The sequence below is a fragment of the Streptomyces sp. NPDC014733 genome (genome assembly GCF_043083385.1).
GTDB lineage: Bacteria > Actinomycetota > Actinomycetes > Streptomycetales > Streptomycetaceae > Streptomyces.
In genome coordinates this window covers 692,232-707,894 of the sequence record NZ_JBIBYO010000001.1, presented here as the reverse complement: position 1 = coordinate 707,894, position 15,663 = coordinate 692,232, and the positions used below count along the sequence as shown (strand labels likewise).

12 protein-coding genes are annotated in these 15,663 nt (G+C 74.9%); 9 read left to right on the top strand and 3 right to left on the bottom strand.

Annotation, left to right across the window (positions count from 1 at the left end; genetic code table 11):
• Positions 1-77: 77 nt before the first annotated feature.
• The 4 genes from ACF1BH_RS03160 (at position 78) to ACF1BH_RS03145 (ending at position 4,639) form a co-directional block, all read left to right on the top strand.
• A complete protein-coding gene (locus ACF1BH_RS03160) occupies positions 78-1,217 on the top strand; it encodes a VWA domain-containing protein (RefSeq protein ID WP_391640997.1) in 1,140 nt (379 codons plus the stop codon).
• Positions 1,218-1,570: 353 nt separating this feature from the next.
• A complete protein-coding gene (locus tag ACF1BH_RS03155) occupies positions 1,571-1,987 on the top strand; it encodes a hypothetical protein (protein WP_391640647.1) in 417 nt (138 codons plus the stop codon).
• Between the two features lie 466 nt (positions 1,988-2,453).
• Positions 2,454-3,368 (top strand): hypothetical protein, encoded by a 915-nt coding sequence (locus ACF1BH_RS03150; RefSeq protein WP_391640646.1) that lies wholly within the window; start codon positions 2,454-2,456, stop codon positions 3,366-3,368.
• Positions 3,369-3,454: 86 nt separating this feature from the next.
• Positions 3,455-4,639 (top strand): hypothetical protein, encoded by a 1,185-nt coding sequence (locus ACF1BH_RS03145; protein WP_391640645.1) that lies wholly within the window; start codon positions 3,455-3,457, stop codon positions 4,637-4,639.
• A gap of 192 nt (positions 4,640-4,831) precedes the next feature.
• On the opposite strand, the gene ACF1BH_RS03140 is transcribed toward ACF1BH_RS03145, so the two are convergent.
• Positions 4,832-5,731, bottom strand: coding sequence for a peptidoglycan-binding protein (locus ACF1BH_RS03140; RefSeq protein ID WP_391640644.1), 900 nt, complete (start codon positions 5,729-5,731; stop codon positions 4,832-4,834).
• A 586-nt stretch (positions 5,732-6,317) separates the two neighbouring features.
• On the opposite strand from ACF1BH_RS03140, the gene sucC reads away from it, so the two are divergent.
• Positions 6,318-7,496, top strand: a complete 1,179-nt coding sequence (gene sucC, locus ACF1BH_RS03135) for an ADP-forming succinate--CoA ligase subunit beta (RefSeq protein WP_391640643.1) — start codon at positions 6,318-6,320, stop codon at positions 7,494-7,496.
• Between the two features lie 21 nt (positions 7,497-7,517).
• Positions 7,518-8,402, top strand: coding sequence for a succinate--CoA ligase subunit alpha (gene sucD / locus ACF1BH_RS03130; RefSeq protein ID WP_391640642.1), 885 nt, complete (start codon positions 7,518-7,520; stop codon positions 8,400-8,402).
• 67 nt (positions 8,403-8,469) lie between these two features.
• Here sucD and ACF1BH_RS03125 read toward each other — a convergent pair whose 3' ends face one another.
• On the bottom strand, positions 8,470-9,984 hold the full coding sequence (locus tag ACF1BH_RS03125; RefSeq protein ID WP_391640641.1) for an RNA polymerase sigma factor: 1,515 nt from the start codon (positions 9,982-9,984) through the stop codon (positions 8,470-8,472).
• A gap of 220 nt (positions 9,985-10,204) precedes the next feature.
• Between ACF1BH_RS03125 and ACF1BH_RS03120 the strand changes: the two genes are divergently transcribed.
• A complete protein-coding gene (locus ACF1BH_RS03120; RefSeq protein ID WP_391640640.1) occupies positions 10,205-12,004 on the top strand; it encodes a DUF6350 family protein in 1,800 nt (599 codons plus the stop codon).
• A 78-nt stretch (positions 12,005-12,082) separates the two neighbouring features.
• Here the strand turns inward: ACF1BH_RS03120 and ACF1BH_RS03115 are convergent, their stop codons facing one another.
• The gene (locus ACF1BH_RS03115) at positions 12,083-13,090 is read right to left on the bottom strand and encodes a hypothetical protein (RefSeq protein ID WP_391640639.1); all 1,008 of its coding nucleotides are present in this window, start codon (positions 13,088-13,090) and stop codon (positions 12,083-12,085) included.
• A 312-nt stretch (positions 13,091-13,402) separates the two neighbouring features.
• On the opposite strand from ACF1BH_RS03115, the gene purN reads away from it, so the two are divergent.
• Together purN and purH are read left to right on the top strand one after the other, a co-directional pair.
• Complete coding sequence (gene purN, locus ACF1BH_RS03110; RefSeq protein ID WP_391640638.1) at positions 13,403-14,059, top strand: phosphoribosylglycinamide formyltransferase; 657 nt, start codon at positions 13,403-13,405, stop codon at positions 14,057-14,059.
• Entirely contained in the window at positions 14,056-15,630 is a 1,575-nt protein-coding gene (purH, locus tag ACF1BH_RS03105; protein ID WP_391640637.1) for a bifunctional phosphoribosylaminoimidazolecarboxamide formyltransferase/IMP cyclohydrolase, read from the top strand. Before purN ends, purH begins: the two co-directional genes overlap by 4 nt.
• Positions 15,631-15,663 lie beyond the last annotated feature (33 nt).

Genomic DNA, 15,663 nt, shown 5'->3' with positions numbered 1-15,663 from the left:
CGACGCCGCCCACAGATGCCGTCTCCACCGGCACCTCTCCCACCCTCCCCGCCGATGAGCGGCTGCGGCGCTGGCGGATGGTGCTCGGCGGGGGAGCGGCGGACGGCACCGGACGCGAACTCCGCGGCCGGGACCGGGCGATGGACGAGGCGCTCGGTGCGCTCTACGGACGGGACGGTGCCGCGCGGGACGGCGCAGACCGGGCCGCCGGGGGCCGCCGCGCCGCCGGGCTCGGCGCGTCCGCCCCCGGAGTGGCGCGCTGGCTCGGCGACATCCGTACGTACTTCCCCTCCCCGGTCGTCCAGATCATGCAGCGCGACGCCATCGACCGCCTCGGTCTGGCCGGGCTGCTGCTGGAGCCGGAGATGCTGGAGGCGGTCGAGGCGGATGTCCACCTGGTCGGCACCCTGCTCACGCTCCGCAAGGCCCTGCCCGAGACGACGAGGGAGACCGCGCGGGCCGTCGTCCGCAAGGTCGTCGCGCAGCTGGAGCAGCGGCTGGCGACGCGGACCCGCGCCACCCTCACCGGCGCACTGGACCGCTCCGCCCGGACCGCCCGCCCCCGCCACCACGACATCGACTGGAACCGCACCCTCCGCGCCAACCTCAAGCACTATCTGCCCGAGCACCGCACGGTCGTCCCCGAGCGGCTGATCGGTTACGGCCGTGCCGCGCGGTCCGTGCGGAAGGACGTGGTGCTCTGCGTCGACCAGTCCGGCTCCATGGCCGCATCCGTCGTCCACGCCTCGGTCTTCGGCGCGGTGCTCGCCTCGATGCGGACCCTCGACACCCGGCTGGTCGTCTTCGACACGTCCGTCGTCGACCTCACCGACCAGCTCGACGACCCGGTCGACGTCCTCTTCGGCACCCAACTCGGCGGCGGTACGGACATCAACCGCGCGCTCGCCTACTGCCAGTCCCGCATCACCCGCCCCGCCGACACCGTCGTCGTCCTCATCAGCGATCTCTACGAGGGCGGTATCCGCGACGGGATGCTCAGGCGGGTGGCGGCGATGAAGGCGTCGGGGGTCCAGTTCATCTGTCTGCTGGCACTGTCCGACGAGGGCGCGCCCGCCTACGACCGGGAGCATGCGGCGGCGTTGGCGGCCCTGGGCGCACCGGCCTTCGCCTGCACACCTGATCGCTTCCCCGATGTCATGGCCGCCGCAATCGAAAAGCGCCCCCTATTCATACCGGACATGCCGGAGCAACGGTGACGGGTCGTCCCACGGGTCCTTGCGGCGCGGCTGCCGGGGCGGGCAAGGTCGCCGTATCGCCCACGACGGGAGCGGCACCACGGTTCCGGACCGTGACCGCCCCCGTCCCGCTGGGAAGCACTCCCCGTCTCCGTCACCTCCGTCACCCCTGCCCGTGTGCGCACGGTGCAAGGGCGATCGGTGTCCGACGGATACGGCGCACCCGCACCACGCACGTCCGACTTCGTCGGTGGCCGTCGCCAACGGGCTGCTGGGGGAGGCCGGTTGTGTGCCTGTACCACCCGCTCGCCGGCGATCCGGCGCACGGGACGGGCAGGGCGCCCCGTCAGCTTCAGAAGTGAAGGAACGTCACCATGCGTCACCCCGTCCGCCGTTCCCTGGCCCTCACCGCCGCCGCTGCCGGCCTGGTCGCCTTCGGCGCGACCGCCGCCCACGCCGACAGCGACCTGACCCCCGCGGAGAAGACCAACCGGGGTGTCTGGAGCTCCGTCGCCACCGCCACCGACGGCGGCCGTGCGGCCCTGCCGTCGAGCGACGACTGCGACCCCGCCCCCGGCGAGGTCTGCCGTACGGACCCGGAGGAGCCGACCGGTTTCTTCGTGACGCAGCAGGCGTCGCCCCGCTCCGGTGACGAGGGGGAGCTCATTCCCCGTATCCCCGCCGAAGAGGGCAGCGGCCCCGTCCTCTGCGACCAGTACGGTAACTGCGAGGCAGGCAGTCTCGACCCCACGGTCCCCAGCATCCCGGGCATCCCCGCCCGGCACAGCTGAGCCCGCACGGCGGCGTTTCGTCGCCGACGGTGCCGGCAGCGGCACCACCACGGTACGCCGGTGACGCCGTGCCGCCCTGCCGCCGGTGCGTCTGAGCGCACCGGTGCCCCGAACCGCCGGGTGGTCCTCTGTGGGGGAGGATCACCCGGCTTCGGTGTGTCCGGAGCTGGGTGACCCCGGTCCGGAAGCTCCCCGGCGCCCGACGGTTGCGACCCGCACTCCGTGGCACAGGTGAGGGAGCGTCACCCCTGGCCCCTTCCCCGCGTCGACGCCAATTCACCGGTAAATCGAAAGCCGTTCGCACGTCATACCGGACATGGCGGAGGAACGCGACAGGAGTGCCGAGGGGACTTGCGGGGGCCCTGGCCTCTCGTGCAAGGATCAGTTCATCGCTTGATCACCCGTGACGAGAGCGACGCCGTGGCCCCTGCCCGGTGTCTCCGTCCTTCTGGGAAGGTCTTCTCCCTTGTCTGCTGCGTTCGTCCTGCCTGCCGCCGTGCGCCTGCCGCGCACCGTGGCCGTGCGGCGTGCGCTGCTGGCGGGGCTCTTCCTGGTGGGTTTCGTGGCCCTCGGCTTCGCCTTCGGCCCCGGCGCCCACGCGGACGACCGCACGGCGGGCCTGCCGGGGGCGCTCTCCCCGGCGGCTGCCGGAGCGACCGTCGACCAGCCGTCGTCGCAGGTCCGGGCCGTGCCCGCGGACCGGACGACGGTCTCGCCCGCCAAGGCCACGGCCGAGGCGGCGGCACCGGTCCGGGCCGCCACCCGGACCGCGTCGCCGGACCGGCTGGAGCCCTCCGAAGCCGCCGTCGAGCGGCAGGGGGCCCAGGCGGGCGCGGCGACCGAACATCAGGCACGGGCCGCGGCAGGTGAACTCGCCGACGCCGTACGGCCCGCCGCCGAGCGCGCCGTCCACGTCGTCGACCCGGTGACCGGCCTCGTACGGCAGGTGGGCGGTGCGGCGGGTGCCGTGCTGCCGCAGCCGTCCGGTACGCACCCGGGGCACCCCGGGGACGGCGGCCGGCCGCAGCACGGCGGCGCTCCGCACGGCATCCCGCAGAGCCCGGCGCATCGCGTCGGACCTGCGAAGAAGGCGAACGCTTCAGGCGCCGACGAGGTGTGGGCGAAGGGCGCCGAGGGGGCGCGCAGCGCCGCTCGTGCGCCGGGTGCGCCGAGCCGGGACGGTGCCGTGGCGCCGCTTTCCAGAGGGGCGTTCGTCCCCTCCTCGTCGAGCATGGGCGACGGTCACGGTCCCCGTGGCGATCAGCATGCCGCATGCGTGGCGGAGACCGCGTACACCGGGCGGATGCCCGGCGGTGCGCACCGGGCGGAGGGCGCGCCGACGCGTCACCGTCCCCACGACATCCTCGAATTCCCGGGCTAGGGCAGACCGTTCCGCGTCTCTTCCGACCTGCCGCGCGGGGGCGGCACAGGTCTGCCCGTACACCCCTGAATTCGAAGGACCCTTCCATGCGTATCGCCATCCGTCGTTCCATCGCCGTCGCCGCCACCGCCACCGGTCTGCTGGCCCTCGGTGCCGTCTCCGCCAACGCCGCCGAACTGCCCGCCACTTCGGAGCTGCCCGCCGTCGGCTCGCTGACCGACGCGGGGAAGAAGGTGTCGGACACCGTTCCGGCCGTTCCCGCCGGGAAGGACCTCCCCGCCGGTCTGTCGAAGACGGCGAAGAAGGTCCGGCACACCCTGCCCGCGACCCCCGGCGTTCCGGCCGAGCTGTCGGACGCCGCGAAGAAGGCGCCGCGCTCCGTCCCCGCGGTGCACGGTGTCCCGGCCGACCTGTCGAAGGCGGCGAAGAAGACCACGGGCTCCCTCCCCGCGACCCCGGGCGTGCCGGCCACCCCTGACCTGCCCACCGTTCCGGGCGTCCCGGCGCTGCCCGCCACCGACGGTCTGGGCCCGGTGCTCAACGCCCTGGGCGGTATCCACGCCACGATCGCCAAGGGCGACCAGTACGGCCGTCTCCAGGAGGACCTGACCCGCGCCCTCCCCGGCGCCGACCTGGCCGACCCGGCGCAGCTCACGAACCTGGCCGACCCGGCGCAGCTCACCCGGGTGGCCGGCGCCGCCGACCTGACCCGTCTGACCGACGTGGCCGACCTGACCCGGCTGACCGGTCAGGTGCCGTCCGTTCCGGCGCTGCCCGCGAAGCCGGGCCTGCCCAAGGTCCCCGGCGTCCCCTCGGTCCCGGCCGTTCCCTCGGTCCCGGCCGTTCCGGCCACCTCGACCGTGCCGTCCGTGCCGTCCGTGCCGGCGCTGCCGGGCAAGCCCGCGCTGCCCGGTAAGTCCGTGCTGCCGGGCACGTCCGTGCTCCCCGGTGCCTCCGGTGCCGTCCTCGACCGTGCGTCGGTCCTCGTCCTCCCGGCCGCCGAGCGGACCGTCGACGGGGTGAACCCGGCCGCTGTGCAGAACATCATCGTGACGCTGCTGCCCGCCGGCACCGTGCCCGCCGACCTGACCGACCCGGCCGCCATCCCGGCGCTGCCGGGCGTCCCGGCCGTTCCCTCCGTCCCGGGCGTCCCCTCGGTTCCCTCGGTCCCGGGTGTCCCGGCCGGTGTGCCGTCGGTCCCCGGTGTGCCCACCGGTGACGCCGTGCCCTCGCTCCCGGGTGTGCCCGCGCTCCCGGCCCAGGGCGTCTGACGGCGGTAACACCGCGATGCCGCCCCTGCGCGGGTGACATCGCGCCATGAACAGCCGGGTGGCCCTCTGTGGGGGAGGGCCACCCGGCATCGTCATGTCCAGGGCCGGGCCGACGGCGGTGCCCCGGCCCCGGAGCCACGCGCGGACCCGGGGCCGGAGCCAGGCCCTGCGTCCGGGCCCGCGCGACCGGTGTTACGAAGCGGGGACCCGCAGCCGTTCCCAGCTCACCGGCCCCGGGACGCCGTCCGCGTCACCGCCGCTGAAGCCGAGCTTCCGCTGCCAGGCCGCGTACGAGTCGCGGTCGGCGTCGGTCCACTCCGGGCCCGGGCCCTGCTGGTAGTGACCGCAGCCCTCGGCCACCAGCCGTTCGCCCATCGCCGTGACGACCGGGCTGCTGGTGCCGGACCGGAAGAAGTCCGCCCCGGGGAACGGCGCGTGGGACGCGGGCCGCCCGCCGCCCTCGGTCTCCCCGCCGTCCTCCGTCTCGTCGGCGTGGGCCGGCCGGGCGAGACGGGCGCGGATGCGGGCGCGCAGGGTGTCCATGGAGAAGCCGCGCGGGTCGACCTTGCCCGGCTGCCACTCCAGATGGCCGATGACGGAGCCCTCGCCCCAGCCGTGGGCGCGGCAGAGCGCCGCCGACGCCCGGACGATCGCCCGGATCTGCGCCTCGGGCCACGGGTCGTCGCCGTCACCGAGGTTGATGCACTCGAAGCCGTAGAAGTGCGGGTTGCCGTCGGTGTCGGACGCGTTGTCGTGCGGCAGGTCGCTCTCGCGGACGACGGCGCGCAGCACGTCGCCGTCGCCGAGCCCGGCGTGGTTGGCGCGGCCGTTGCCGACGAGGTGGACCTCCCCCTTCTTGTCGATCACCCCGTGGCACAGCGGACCGGGCAGATCCGGCCGGCCCTCGTAGCAGAGGGCGACGGAGTCGTCGGTGCCCTCCGTGGCGGTGTGATGGATCATCACGCCGTTCAGCGGCCCCCAGGCGCCCTTCGCGTTGCGGTTGTGAGTGCGCCAGTCGCGCACCTCGTGGACGGTGAGCCCCTCGTCGCGCAACGCCTTGAGCAGGCCGGACGCGGTCAGCGGTGTCGCCATCGATCTCCCCCATGCAGTGGATGTGGCCGTCGCAGCGAGGTGCGGCGGCCGGTTCCGGCGGCCGCGCGTCGGCCACTCGGAGAAGCGGCCGGACGGCGCGGGCACCCGGCCCCGGGCCGGGCACTCCCCTTGTACCCAGGCGGGCGGTGGGTAGTGCACCGGACGGTTGTGCGCCGTCCGCACCGGGCCGGGCGCCGGACGCCGTACGGGCCCGTCCCTGTGGACCTGCCCCCCAGGAAGGCGCAGGTGGCCGGAATCGGGTGCGGATTTCGTGGCGGGGGCCGTTCGGGCGGTGACGTGAGGCGTTCCACAGCGACGTGGCCGGGCGCCGGGAAACCGCCGGTCCAAGGGCTCCGTACGGGTGCTGCCTGGGATTCTGTGACCGTAATCACCGCTCCAGCGTGAGCTGTGATTTAGGGCCGCACGGCCTGCGGCGATAACCTGCGAGACGGACATGCCGCGTATTCGGTCACCGTGTACGCCTCCCCTGTGACAGCGCCGTCACGTTGCCCTTCGCGGCACGCCCATCGCAGAGAACGACCCGCGATCACTACGGCGATTCTGAGAAGACAAGGGACGGACGCGCGTGGACCTGTTCGAGTACCAGGCGAGGGACCTCTTCGCCAAGCACGGTGTACCGGTGCTGGCCGGTGAAGTCATCGACACGCCTGAGGCAGCCCGCGAGGCGACCGAGCGTCTGGGCGGCAAGTCGGTCGTCAAGGCGCAGGTGAAGGTCGGCGGCCGCGGCAAGGCCGGTGGCGTCAAGCTGGCCGCCACCCCCGACGAGGCGGTCGAGCACGCGACCAACATCCTCGGCATGGACATCAAGGGCCACACGGTCCACAAGGTGATGATCGCGGAGACCGCTCCCGAGATCGCCGAGGAGTACTACGTCTCGTACCTCCTTGACCGGACCAACCGCACCTTCCTGGCCATGGCCTCCGTCGCCGGTGGCATGGACATCGAAGAGGTCGCGGCGACCACGCCCGAGAAGCTCGCCAAGATCCCGGTCGACGCCAACGAGGGCGTCACCAAGGAGAAGGCCCAGGAGATCGTCGCCGCGGCGCAGTTCCCGGCCGAGGTCGCCGACAAGGTCGCCGACGTCCTGGTCACCCTCTGGAAGACCTTCGTCGCCGAGGACGCGCTCCTCGTCGAGGTCAACCCGCTGGCCAAGGTCGCCTCCGGTGACGTGCTCGCCCTCGACGGCAAGGTGTCCCTGGACGCCAACGCCGAGTTCCGCCAGCCGGAGCACGACGCCCTGGAGGACAAGGCCGCGGCGAACCCGCTGGAGGCCGCCGCCAAGGCCAAGGGCCTGAACTACGTCAAGCTCGAGGGCGAGGTCGGCATCATCGGTAACGGTGCCGGTCTGGTCATGTCGACCCTGGACGTCGTCGCCTACGCCGGTGAGAACCACGGTGGCGTCAAGCCCGCCAACTTCCTCGACATCGGTGGCGGCGCCTCCGCCGAGGTCATGGCGAACGGCCTGGAGATCATCCTCGGCGACCCGGACGTCAAGTCCGTCTTCGTCAACGTCTTCGGCGGCATCACCGCCTGTGACGAGGTCGCCAACGGCATCGTCCAGGCCCTGGAGCTTCTGAAGTCCAAGGGTGAGAACGTCAGCAAGCCGCTGGTCGTGCGCCTCGACGGCAACAACGCGGAGCTGGGTCGCAAGATCCTCAGCGACGCCAACCACCCGCTGGTGCAGCGCGTGGACACCATGGACGGCGCGGCCGACAAGGCCGCCGAGCTCGCGGCTGCGAAGTAAGGGACGAGGTCAGACACCACCATGGCTATCTTCCTCACCAAGGACAGCAAGGTCATCGTCCAGGGGATGACCGGCGCCACCGGCATGAAGCACACCAAGCTCATGCTCGGTGACGGCACCAACATCGTCGGCGGCGTGAACCCCCGCAAGGCCGGCGAGAAGGTCGACTTCGACGGCACCGAGGTGCCCGTCTTCGGCTCCGTCGCCGAGGCGATGGAGAAGACCGGCGCCGACGTCTCCGTCATCTTCGTGCCGCCGAAGTTCGCGAAGGCCGCCGTCGTCGAGGCGATCGACGCCGAGATCGGTCTCGCCGTCGTGATCACCGAGGGCATCGCGGTCCACGACTCCGCCGCCTTCTGGGCGCACGCCAAGACCAAGGGCAACAAGACCCGGATCATCGGTCCGAACTGCCCCGGTCTGATCACCCCCGGCCAGTCCAACGCCGGCATCATCCCGGGCGACATCACCAAGCCCGGCAAGATCGGTCTGGTGTCGAAGTCCGGCACGCTGACCTACCAGATGATGTACGAGCTGCGTGACATCGGCTTCACCTCGGCCGTCGGCATCGGTGGCGACCCGGTCATCGGCACCACCCACATCGACGCTCTGGAGGCATTCGAGGCCGACCCGGAGACCGAGCTGATCGTCATGATCGGTGAGATCGGCGGCGACGCCGAGGAGCGTGCGGCCGACTTCATCAAGGCCAACGTCACCAAGCCGGTCGTCGGCTACGTCGCGGGCTTCACCGCGCCCGAGGGCAAGACCATGGGCCACGCCGGCGCCATCGTCTCCGGCTCCTCCGGCACCGCCCAGGCGAAGAAGGAGGCCCTGGAGGCCGCCGGCGTCAAGGTCGGCAAGACCCCCTCGGAGACCGCCCGCCTGGCCCGCGAGATCCTCGTCGGCTGACGGCAGCCTTCCGGTGACACCGGGCCCGTACCCCTCCGGGGGGTGCGGGCCCGGTGTCGTTTCCCCGTCAGCGGGGCGACGGCGGGGACGGTTGGGCCGCCGGCGGGGGGACGGCCCGGGGCGTGGCGGGCCCGGGGACGGCCGGTGGCGCGGCCGCTTTCGGCGTGGCCGCCGCGGGCGACGGCGGCGCGGCCGGTCCGGATGGGGCCGGTCCGGGCGGTGGGGCCGCGCGGGGTGTGGCGCCCTTCCGCGCGGCGGCGGACGGGACGGTGCCCGGGGCCGGCCGGGGGCCGGGGTGGCCGCCGGGCGGCGGGGAGGGGCGGACGGGCTTGCCGTCGCCGTCGTCCGCCGCGTCGGACCCGTCGTCCCGGGCGGCCGGGTCGTCCCCGGGTCCGTCCGCACCGGCGTCGGGCGCCGGGCTGCCGGGCGGGGCCTGGGCGGCGTCCTGGGGCGGCCGGTGGGTGCCCGGGGCCGAGGCGGGCCGGGCGGGGGCGGACGCCCGGGGGTGCGGTGGCGGCGCGGGCTGTTCGTGCCATACGGCGGTGACCAGCGCGAAAACGGTGGTGGCGGCGAGCAGACCGGTCAGCCCGAGCGCACCGTAGGTCAGTCGGCGCACGCTCAGATCACTGCCGTCGCGTACCGCTTCGGGGGCGGGCGGGGCCACCGGCTGGGTGGCGGCGAGCGCGGTGAGCCGGTCGTGCAGGATCGCGCCCTGCCGGTCCGGCGACCGGCCGGACAGCTCCAGTTCGGGCACCCGCTCCGCGACCGTCGACCGGGCGTGCGTCAGCCGGCCTGCCGCCGCCCGGATGCTCGCCTCGACCTCGGCGGCGGTCGCGCGGAGCCCGAGCCCGACGCCGTCGTGCAGGACCAGGGCCCGCCGGTAGGGGGCGGGCAGCTCCAGCAGGGCGCCGAGGAGCGCCCGGTCGGCGGGGTCGGCGGGTGGTGGCGCGGGCGCGGTGGGCGTGGGGCGCTCCGCCGTCCGGGTGCCGGTCCGCAGCCCGTGCCACGGCGACAGCGCGTACTCGTGGGCGGCGGCCCGTACCCAGCTGACCGGGTCGCGGTCGACGGCCACCTCGGGCCAGCGCTGCCACGCCAGCCGGAACGCCCGCTCGACCGCCTCCTGTGCGCGCCGGGGCCGCCCGGTGAGCAGATACGCCTGCCGGACCAGGGGCTCCGCATGGCGTGCGTAGAGGGTGTCGAACGCGGCGACGGCGGCGGCGCCGGGGTCCTGCGCGGGGCCCGGGCCCGGACCGGTCCGGACGCCGGGCCGGGGCGGGGTGATGGTGACGACCGGGAACTCCATGGTGTCCGCCGGGTCGCCGGTGAGGATCGGCAGCTCGGCGGTGTCGTCGAGAGCGGGGTCGGGCTCGGGGCGGGGGCGGTCGGCGGCGGGGGCCGGTCGGGTGGCGTGGGGCTCCGGGGCCGGGCGGTCCGGGGCGGGACGCGGGCGCCGTTCCTCCGGCTCGGCGCCGGGCGGGGGACCGGGGGGCGCCGCCGGGTCGGGGTTCCGCCGGGCCGGGGGGCGCCGCGGGTGGCTTTCGGGGGCCCGTCGGTCCGGTTGCTGTCGTCTGCGGTGACTCATGCCGTCCTCTCCACGCGTCCCGGCGCTCCGGCGGTACGCGGTACGTGGTGCACAAGGGGGCCGCCGGGCGAAGGGGCCCCGGGGGCGGTCAGGGGGTCGGGGGATCGGGGATATCCGGACACAAGAACAGTGTGAAAAACCAGATAAGCGGATCATGTGCGACACGTCGGTCATTTGGTCACTACGCGGATGAAACGGGTGTTGTTGGCAGCATGGCGCCGTGAGCCAGCTGACCGACCGGGGCACCGGAACGTTCCCGCACGGCCGCCCCGCCGCGCTCGGCCCCGCCGCGCGGGGCCCTTCCGCGCTCGGCGCGGCCCTCTTCGGCGGGATGACGGCCGCCGGGCTCGGCCTCGGCGCGGTCACCGTCGCGGTGCTCCTGGTCTGGGTCGCCTCGCCCTACCCCGGCGGCGATCCCGCGGAGGCCCTGCACCTCGCCGCCGATCTGTGGCTCCTGGCGCACGGCGCCGGCCTGGTCCGCACCGTCGCGCTCACCGGTGCACCCGTCCCGGTGGCGCTCACCCCGCTGCTGTTCGCCGCGCTGCCCGTCTGGCTGCTCCACCGGTCCGCCCGCCACCTCCTCCGCGCCCCGGACGACGGCTTCGGCACCGCCCCGTCCGCCTCCCCCCACCCGTCGCCCGCCGTCCGGCTGGCGGCGCTGTTCGCCGGATATCTGCTGGTCACCGCCGGTGCCGTCGGCTACGCCTCGGCGGGCCCGCTGCGCGTCGACCCGATCGGCGCCGCACTCTGGATCCCCGCCGTCGTCGCCGGCACGCTCGCCCTCAGCGTGTGGTACGGGCACGGGGAGCCCGGAGGGGACGCGGCGCGGCCGCCGGGCGCGCGCGGCCGCCTGTGCGGCGCGCGGGGGACGGCCGTGCGCCGGGCGGCGACCGCCGCCACCCTCACACTGCTCGGCTCCGGGGCGGTGCTCACCCTCGCCGGTCTGGTCCTGCACGCCGGAGCCGCCCGGCGTGACCTCCTCGTCCTCGCCCCCGACTGGGTCGGCCGCGGCACCGTGCTGCTGCTCTGCCTCGCCCTCCTCCCCAACGCGGCCGTCTGGGGCGCCGCCTACGCCCTGGGGCCGGGCTTCACCGCGGGCGCGGGCACCCTCGCCGCCCCGCTGGGCACCACGGCACCGGCCGTCCTCCCGCACTTCCCGCTCCTCGCCGCCCTCCCCGCACCCGGCCCCGGCACCCCGCTGACCTGGTCCGTCGCCGCCGGTCCGGTCCTCGCGGGGGTGCTGCTCGGCCGGTACGTGGCCCACGCCGCGGTGCGCCCGGACGCCGGGCGCCCCTGGCGGCGCCGGACCACCCTGGGCGTGGCCGTCCTCGCGGCCGGGGCGTGCGGCGCTCTCACGGCGGCACTGGCCGCGCTGGCGGGCGGCGCCCTGGGCACCGGGAGCCTCGCGCTCTTCGGCCCGTCCTGGTGGCTCACCGGTCTCGCCGCCACCGCCTGGACCGCCCTGACCGGTCTCCCCGTCGCCCTCCTGCTGCGCGCCTGCCGACTGCACGCCCGGCGGAAGCGGGGCCGGGCGCGGGACGGGGCGGAGCGCCGCCCGGCACGGAAGGCCCGGCGCGCGGAGCGCGAGGCCGCCGAGCCGGAGGCCGCGGCGCCGCCGCCGGGGCTCGCGACCGTCACGCCGGGGCGGAGGGCCGCCGAGCCGGACCGGAAGTCCGTCGCGGCGCCGGACCGGAAGTCCGCGCGGGCGGAGCGCAAGGCGGCCAAGGCCGACCGTAAGGCGGCGCGGGCCGACCGTAAGGCGGCCGGGGCGGCGAGGGCGGGTGCCGGGCGCCAGGCCCGTGACCGGGCTCCCGCAGACGACTCCTACGGGCTCGACATCCTCCTCAACAGGTTCGACCCCTGGCACGAGGCGGACAGCCGGTCGGCGCGGTGGGCGGAGCCACGGGTCTGCTCGGACGGGCAGCCGGCGGACCGCGCCGGGGAGAACGGTCCGGCGGAGGGCCCCGCGACCGCCGGGGTACCGGTCGCCCCGGCGGCGGAGCACCGGCGAGCCCCCTGAGGCGACCGGGGATCCGGCCGCCTCAGGGGGCTCGGCACGCTCCCGGGTCACCGGGGCGAGCAGGTCACCGCGCGGCGGTCACTCCTCCTGGGAGCCCAGCAGCGGGCGGAACTCCTTGGGGAGCAGCTTCTCGCAGGACTTGGCGGAGGCGCGGGTCAGGGCGTCGTCGACGCAGGTGAAGTAGTCGCGGTAGGCGAGCTTCACGAAGAACGTCGCCGCCACCATCAGCAGGGCCAAGGACGCCGCGACCACACCGCTGATCGCCGCCGTGGTCTGCGGCCGCCGGCCGGGGACCGGTGCGGCCGGGCCGGTACCGGCGGGGGCGGCGGACGGCGCCGGGCGGCCCTCCATGGCCGCCGTCGTCGCCGCGGCGGACGGCTTCGCGGCGCGCGGCTTGGCGCGCAGCGAGCTGATTCCCCAGTAGAGGGCGAGCGCACCGAGCAGCAGCGCCACCTCCGGAAGGCTGAAGAGGGCGAAGAAGAACGCCCACATACCGGCGAGCAGTGCGTAGCGGGCGCGCCGCTGCGCCGGGTCGGTCGGGTCCCAGCGCAGCCCGCCGGGGCGTCCCTCGGGACCGCCCTGGCCGGTGGGGCGCCCGGGGCGGTTGCCGAAGCCGCCGCTCTGCCGCCCCGGCTGCCGGCTGCTCCACTGGCTGCCCCAGGTCGGCGGGGTGTCCTCGCCCTGACCGCCCTCGGGCTGCGAGCCCTGGGAGCCGTCCTGCCCGGCCCGTCGGCGCGGCCGCCACTCCTGGTCCGGAGCGCCCTCGGGCGGCGGTGCGAAGGGGTTGCGCTCCTCCTGGCCGGAGCCGGAGCCGGAGTCCGATTCCGTACCGGAGCCCGCGCCCGCACCGGAGCCGTCGTCGGCACCCGAGCCTGACCCCGGCCCCGTACCTGATCCGGACCCCCCGGGCTCTCCCGACCGCAGCGCGAGACCGGGGGCGGAGGCGGCCGGGAATCGCAGGGGGAGGGGAGCGGAGGAGGCAACGGCGGCGGAGGAGAGGACGCCCTCTCCCGGCAGGCGGGCCGCCCCGGGGGACGTCGCGGCCAGCGGGAGGAGGGGGGCCGCGCGGCGGCGTCGGTCCGGCATCTGGAGTGAGTCTTCCCTTTGTCTCGGCCGCCCTTCCGGCCCGGGGCCGGGGGGACGAGCACCACGAACTGCGTGCGTTCCTGCGCCTGACGCTACCTCCCGTGCCCGCCCCCGTCCCGTGGGGGCCGCACGGTGTGCCGGTATCGTTGCTGACGGTCGGCGCCTTCGTAGGGTTCCCCGTATTCACGCGACCCATGGCTTCGTACGACCGCACAAACGCCGGACGAGCCGTCGGGCGGCGGTGCGGGCACCGGCCCGCAGCACCGCACGCCCACCGCACCGCAGCAGCACCACGCGAGAAAGACCCCCATCGTGGATCCCCTTCTCCCCCCGCGCCGCCCGGACGCCCCGGCGTCCCCGGCCCGGCTCGTCGTTCTCGTCTCCGGCTCCGGCACCAATCTCCAGGCGCTGCTGGACGCCATCGAGGAGGCCGGACCCGCCGCGTACGGCGCGCAGATCGTCGCCGTCGGCGCCGACCGTGAGGCCATCGCCGGTCTGGAGCGCGCCGGGCGCGCCGGGCTGCCGACCTTCGTCTGCAAGGTCCGCGACCACGCCTCCCGCGCCGAGTGGGACGCCGCGCTCACCGCCGCCACCGCCGCGTACGCGCCGGACCTGATCGTCTCCGCCGGGTTCATGAAGATCCTCGGCCCGGAGTTCCTGGCCCGCTTCGGCGGCCGGGTGGTCAACACCCACCCCGCCCTGCTGCCCAGTTTTCCCGGGGCCCACGGCGTCCGCGACGCACTCGCGTACGGCGCGAAGGTCACCGGGTGCACCGTCCACTTCGTCGACGAAGGCGTCGACACCGGGCCGATCATCGCGCAGGGCGTGGTGGAGGTCCGTAGCGAGGACGACGAAGCCGCGCTGCACGAGCGCATCAAGGAAGTCGAGCGCACTCTGCTCGTCGAGGTCGTGGGGCGTCTGGCCCGTCACGGCTACCGCATTGAGGGACGAAAGGTACGTATCTCTTGACCGCCACCGCCGAAGACAGCAAGCGACCGATCCGCCGGGCTCTGGTCAGCGTCTACGACAAGTCCGGCCTGGAGGAGCTGGCGCAGGGGCTGCACGCGGCCGGTGTCCAGCTGGTGTCGACCGGCTCGACCGCCGGGAGGATCGCCGCCGCCGGGGTGCCGGTCACCAAGGTCGAGGAGCTGACCGGCTTCCCCGAGTGCCTGGACGGCCGGGTCAAGACGCTGCACCCCAAGGTGCACGCGGGCATCCTCGCCGACCTGCGGCTGACCGAGCACCAGAAGCAGCTGGCCGACCTCGGCGTCGAGCCGTTCGACCTGGTGATCGTCAACCTCTACCCGTTCCGGGAGACCGTCGCCTCCGGCGCCACCCCCGACGAGTGCGTCGAGCAGATCGACATCGGCGGCCCCTCGATGGTCCGCGCCGCCGCCAAGAACCACCCGTCGGTCGCCGTCGTCGTCAACCCCGCCCGCTACGGCGAGGTCCTGACGGCCGCCGCCGAGGGCGGGTTCGACCTCACCGCCCGCAAGCGGCTCGCCGCCGAGGCGTTCCAGCACACCGCCGCCTACGACGTGGCCGTCGCCTCCTGGTTCGCCGCCGACTACGCCGCCGCCGACGACTCCGGCTTCCCCGACTTCCTCGGCTCGGCCCTGGAGCGCAAGAACGTCCTGCGCTACGGCGAGAACCCGCACCAGGGCGCCGCGCTCTACCTCGACCCGGCCGCGCCGGGCGGCCTCGCCGACGCCGAGCAGCTGCACGGCAAGGAGATGTCGTACAACAACTTCACCGACACGGATGCCGCGCGCCGTGCCGCGTACGACCACGAGGCGCCGTGCGTGGCGATCATCAAGCACGCCAACCCCTGCGGCATCGCGGTCGGCGCGGACGTCGCCGAGGCGCACCGCAAGGCCCACGAGTGCGACCCGCTCTCCGCCTTCGGCGGCGTCATCGCCGTCAACCGCCCGGTCAGCAAGGCGATGGCCGAGCAGGTCGCGGAGATCTTCACCGAGGTCATCGTGGCGCCCGGCTACGAGGACGGGGCGCTGGAGGCGCTCACCAGGAAGAAGAACATCCGGGTGCTGCGGGTGCCCGGCGCCCCGGCGGCGCCCGTCGAGGTCAAGCCGATCGACGGCGGCGCGCTCCTCCAGGTCACCGACCGCCTCCAGGCCGACGGCGACGACCCGGCCACCTGGACGCTGGCCGCCGGCGCGGCGCTGTCCGAGGCCGAGCTGGCCGAGCTGGCCTTCGCCTGGCGCGCCGGCCGGGCGGTGAAGTCCAACGCGATCCTGCTCGCCAAGGACGGCGCCACCGTCGGCGTCGGCATGGGCCAGGTCAACCGCGTCGACTCCGCCAAGCTCGCCGTGCAGCGCGCCGGCGAGGAGCGGGCGCGCGGCGCGTACGCCTCCTCCGACGCCTTCTTCCCCTTCCCCGACGGGTTCGAGGTGCTGGCCGAGGCGGGCGTCAAGGCCGTGGCGCAGCCCGGCGGTTCGATCCGCGACGAGCTGGTCGTCGCGGCCGCCGAGAAGGCGGGCGTGACGATGTACTTCACCGGGACGCGGCACTTCTTCCACTGATCCGGGACCGGTACGGGCCGCGCATCCCCCGTG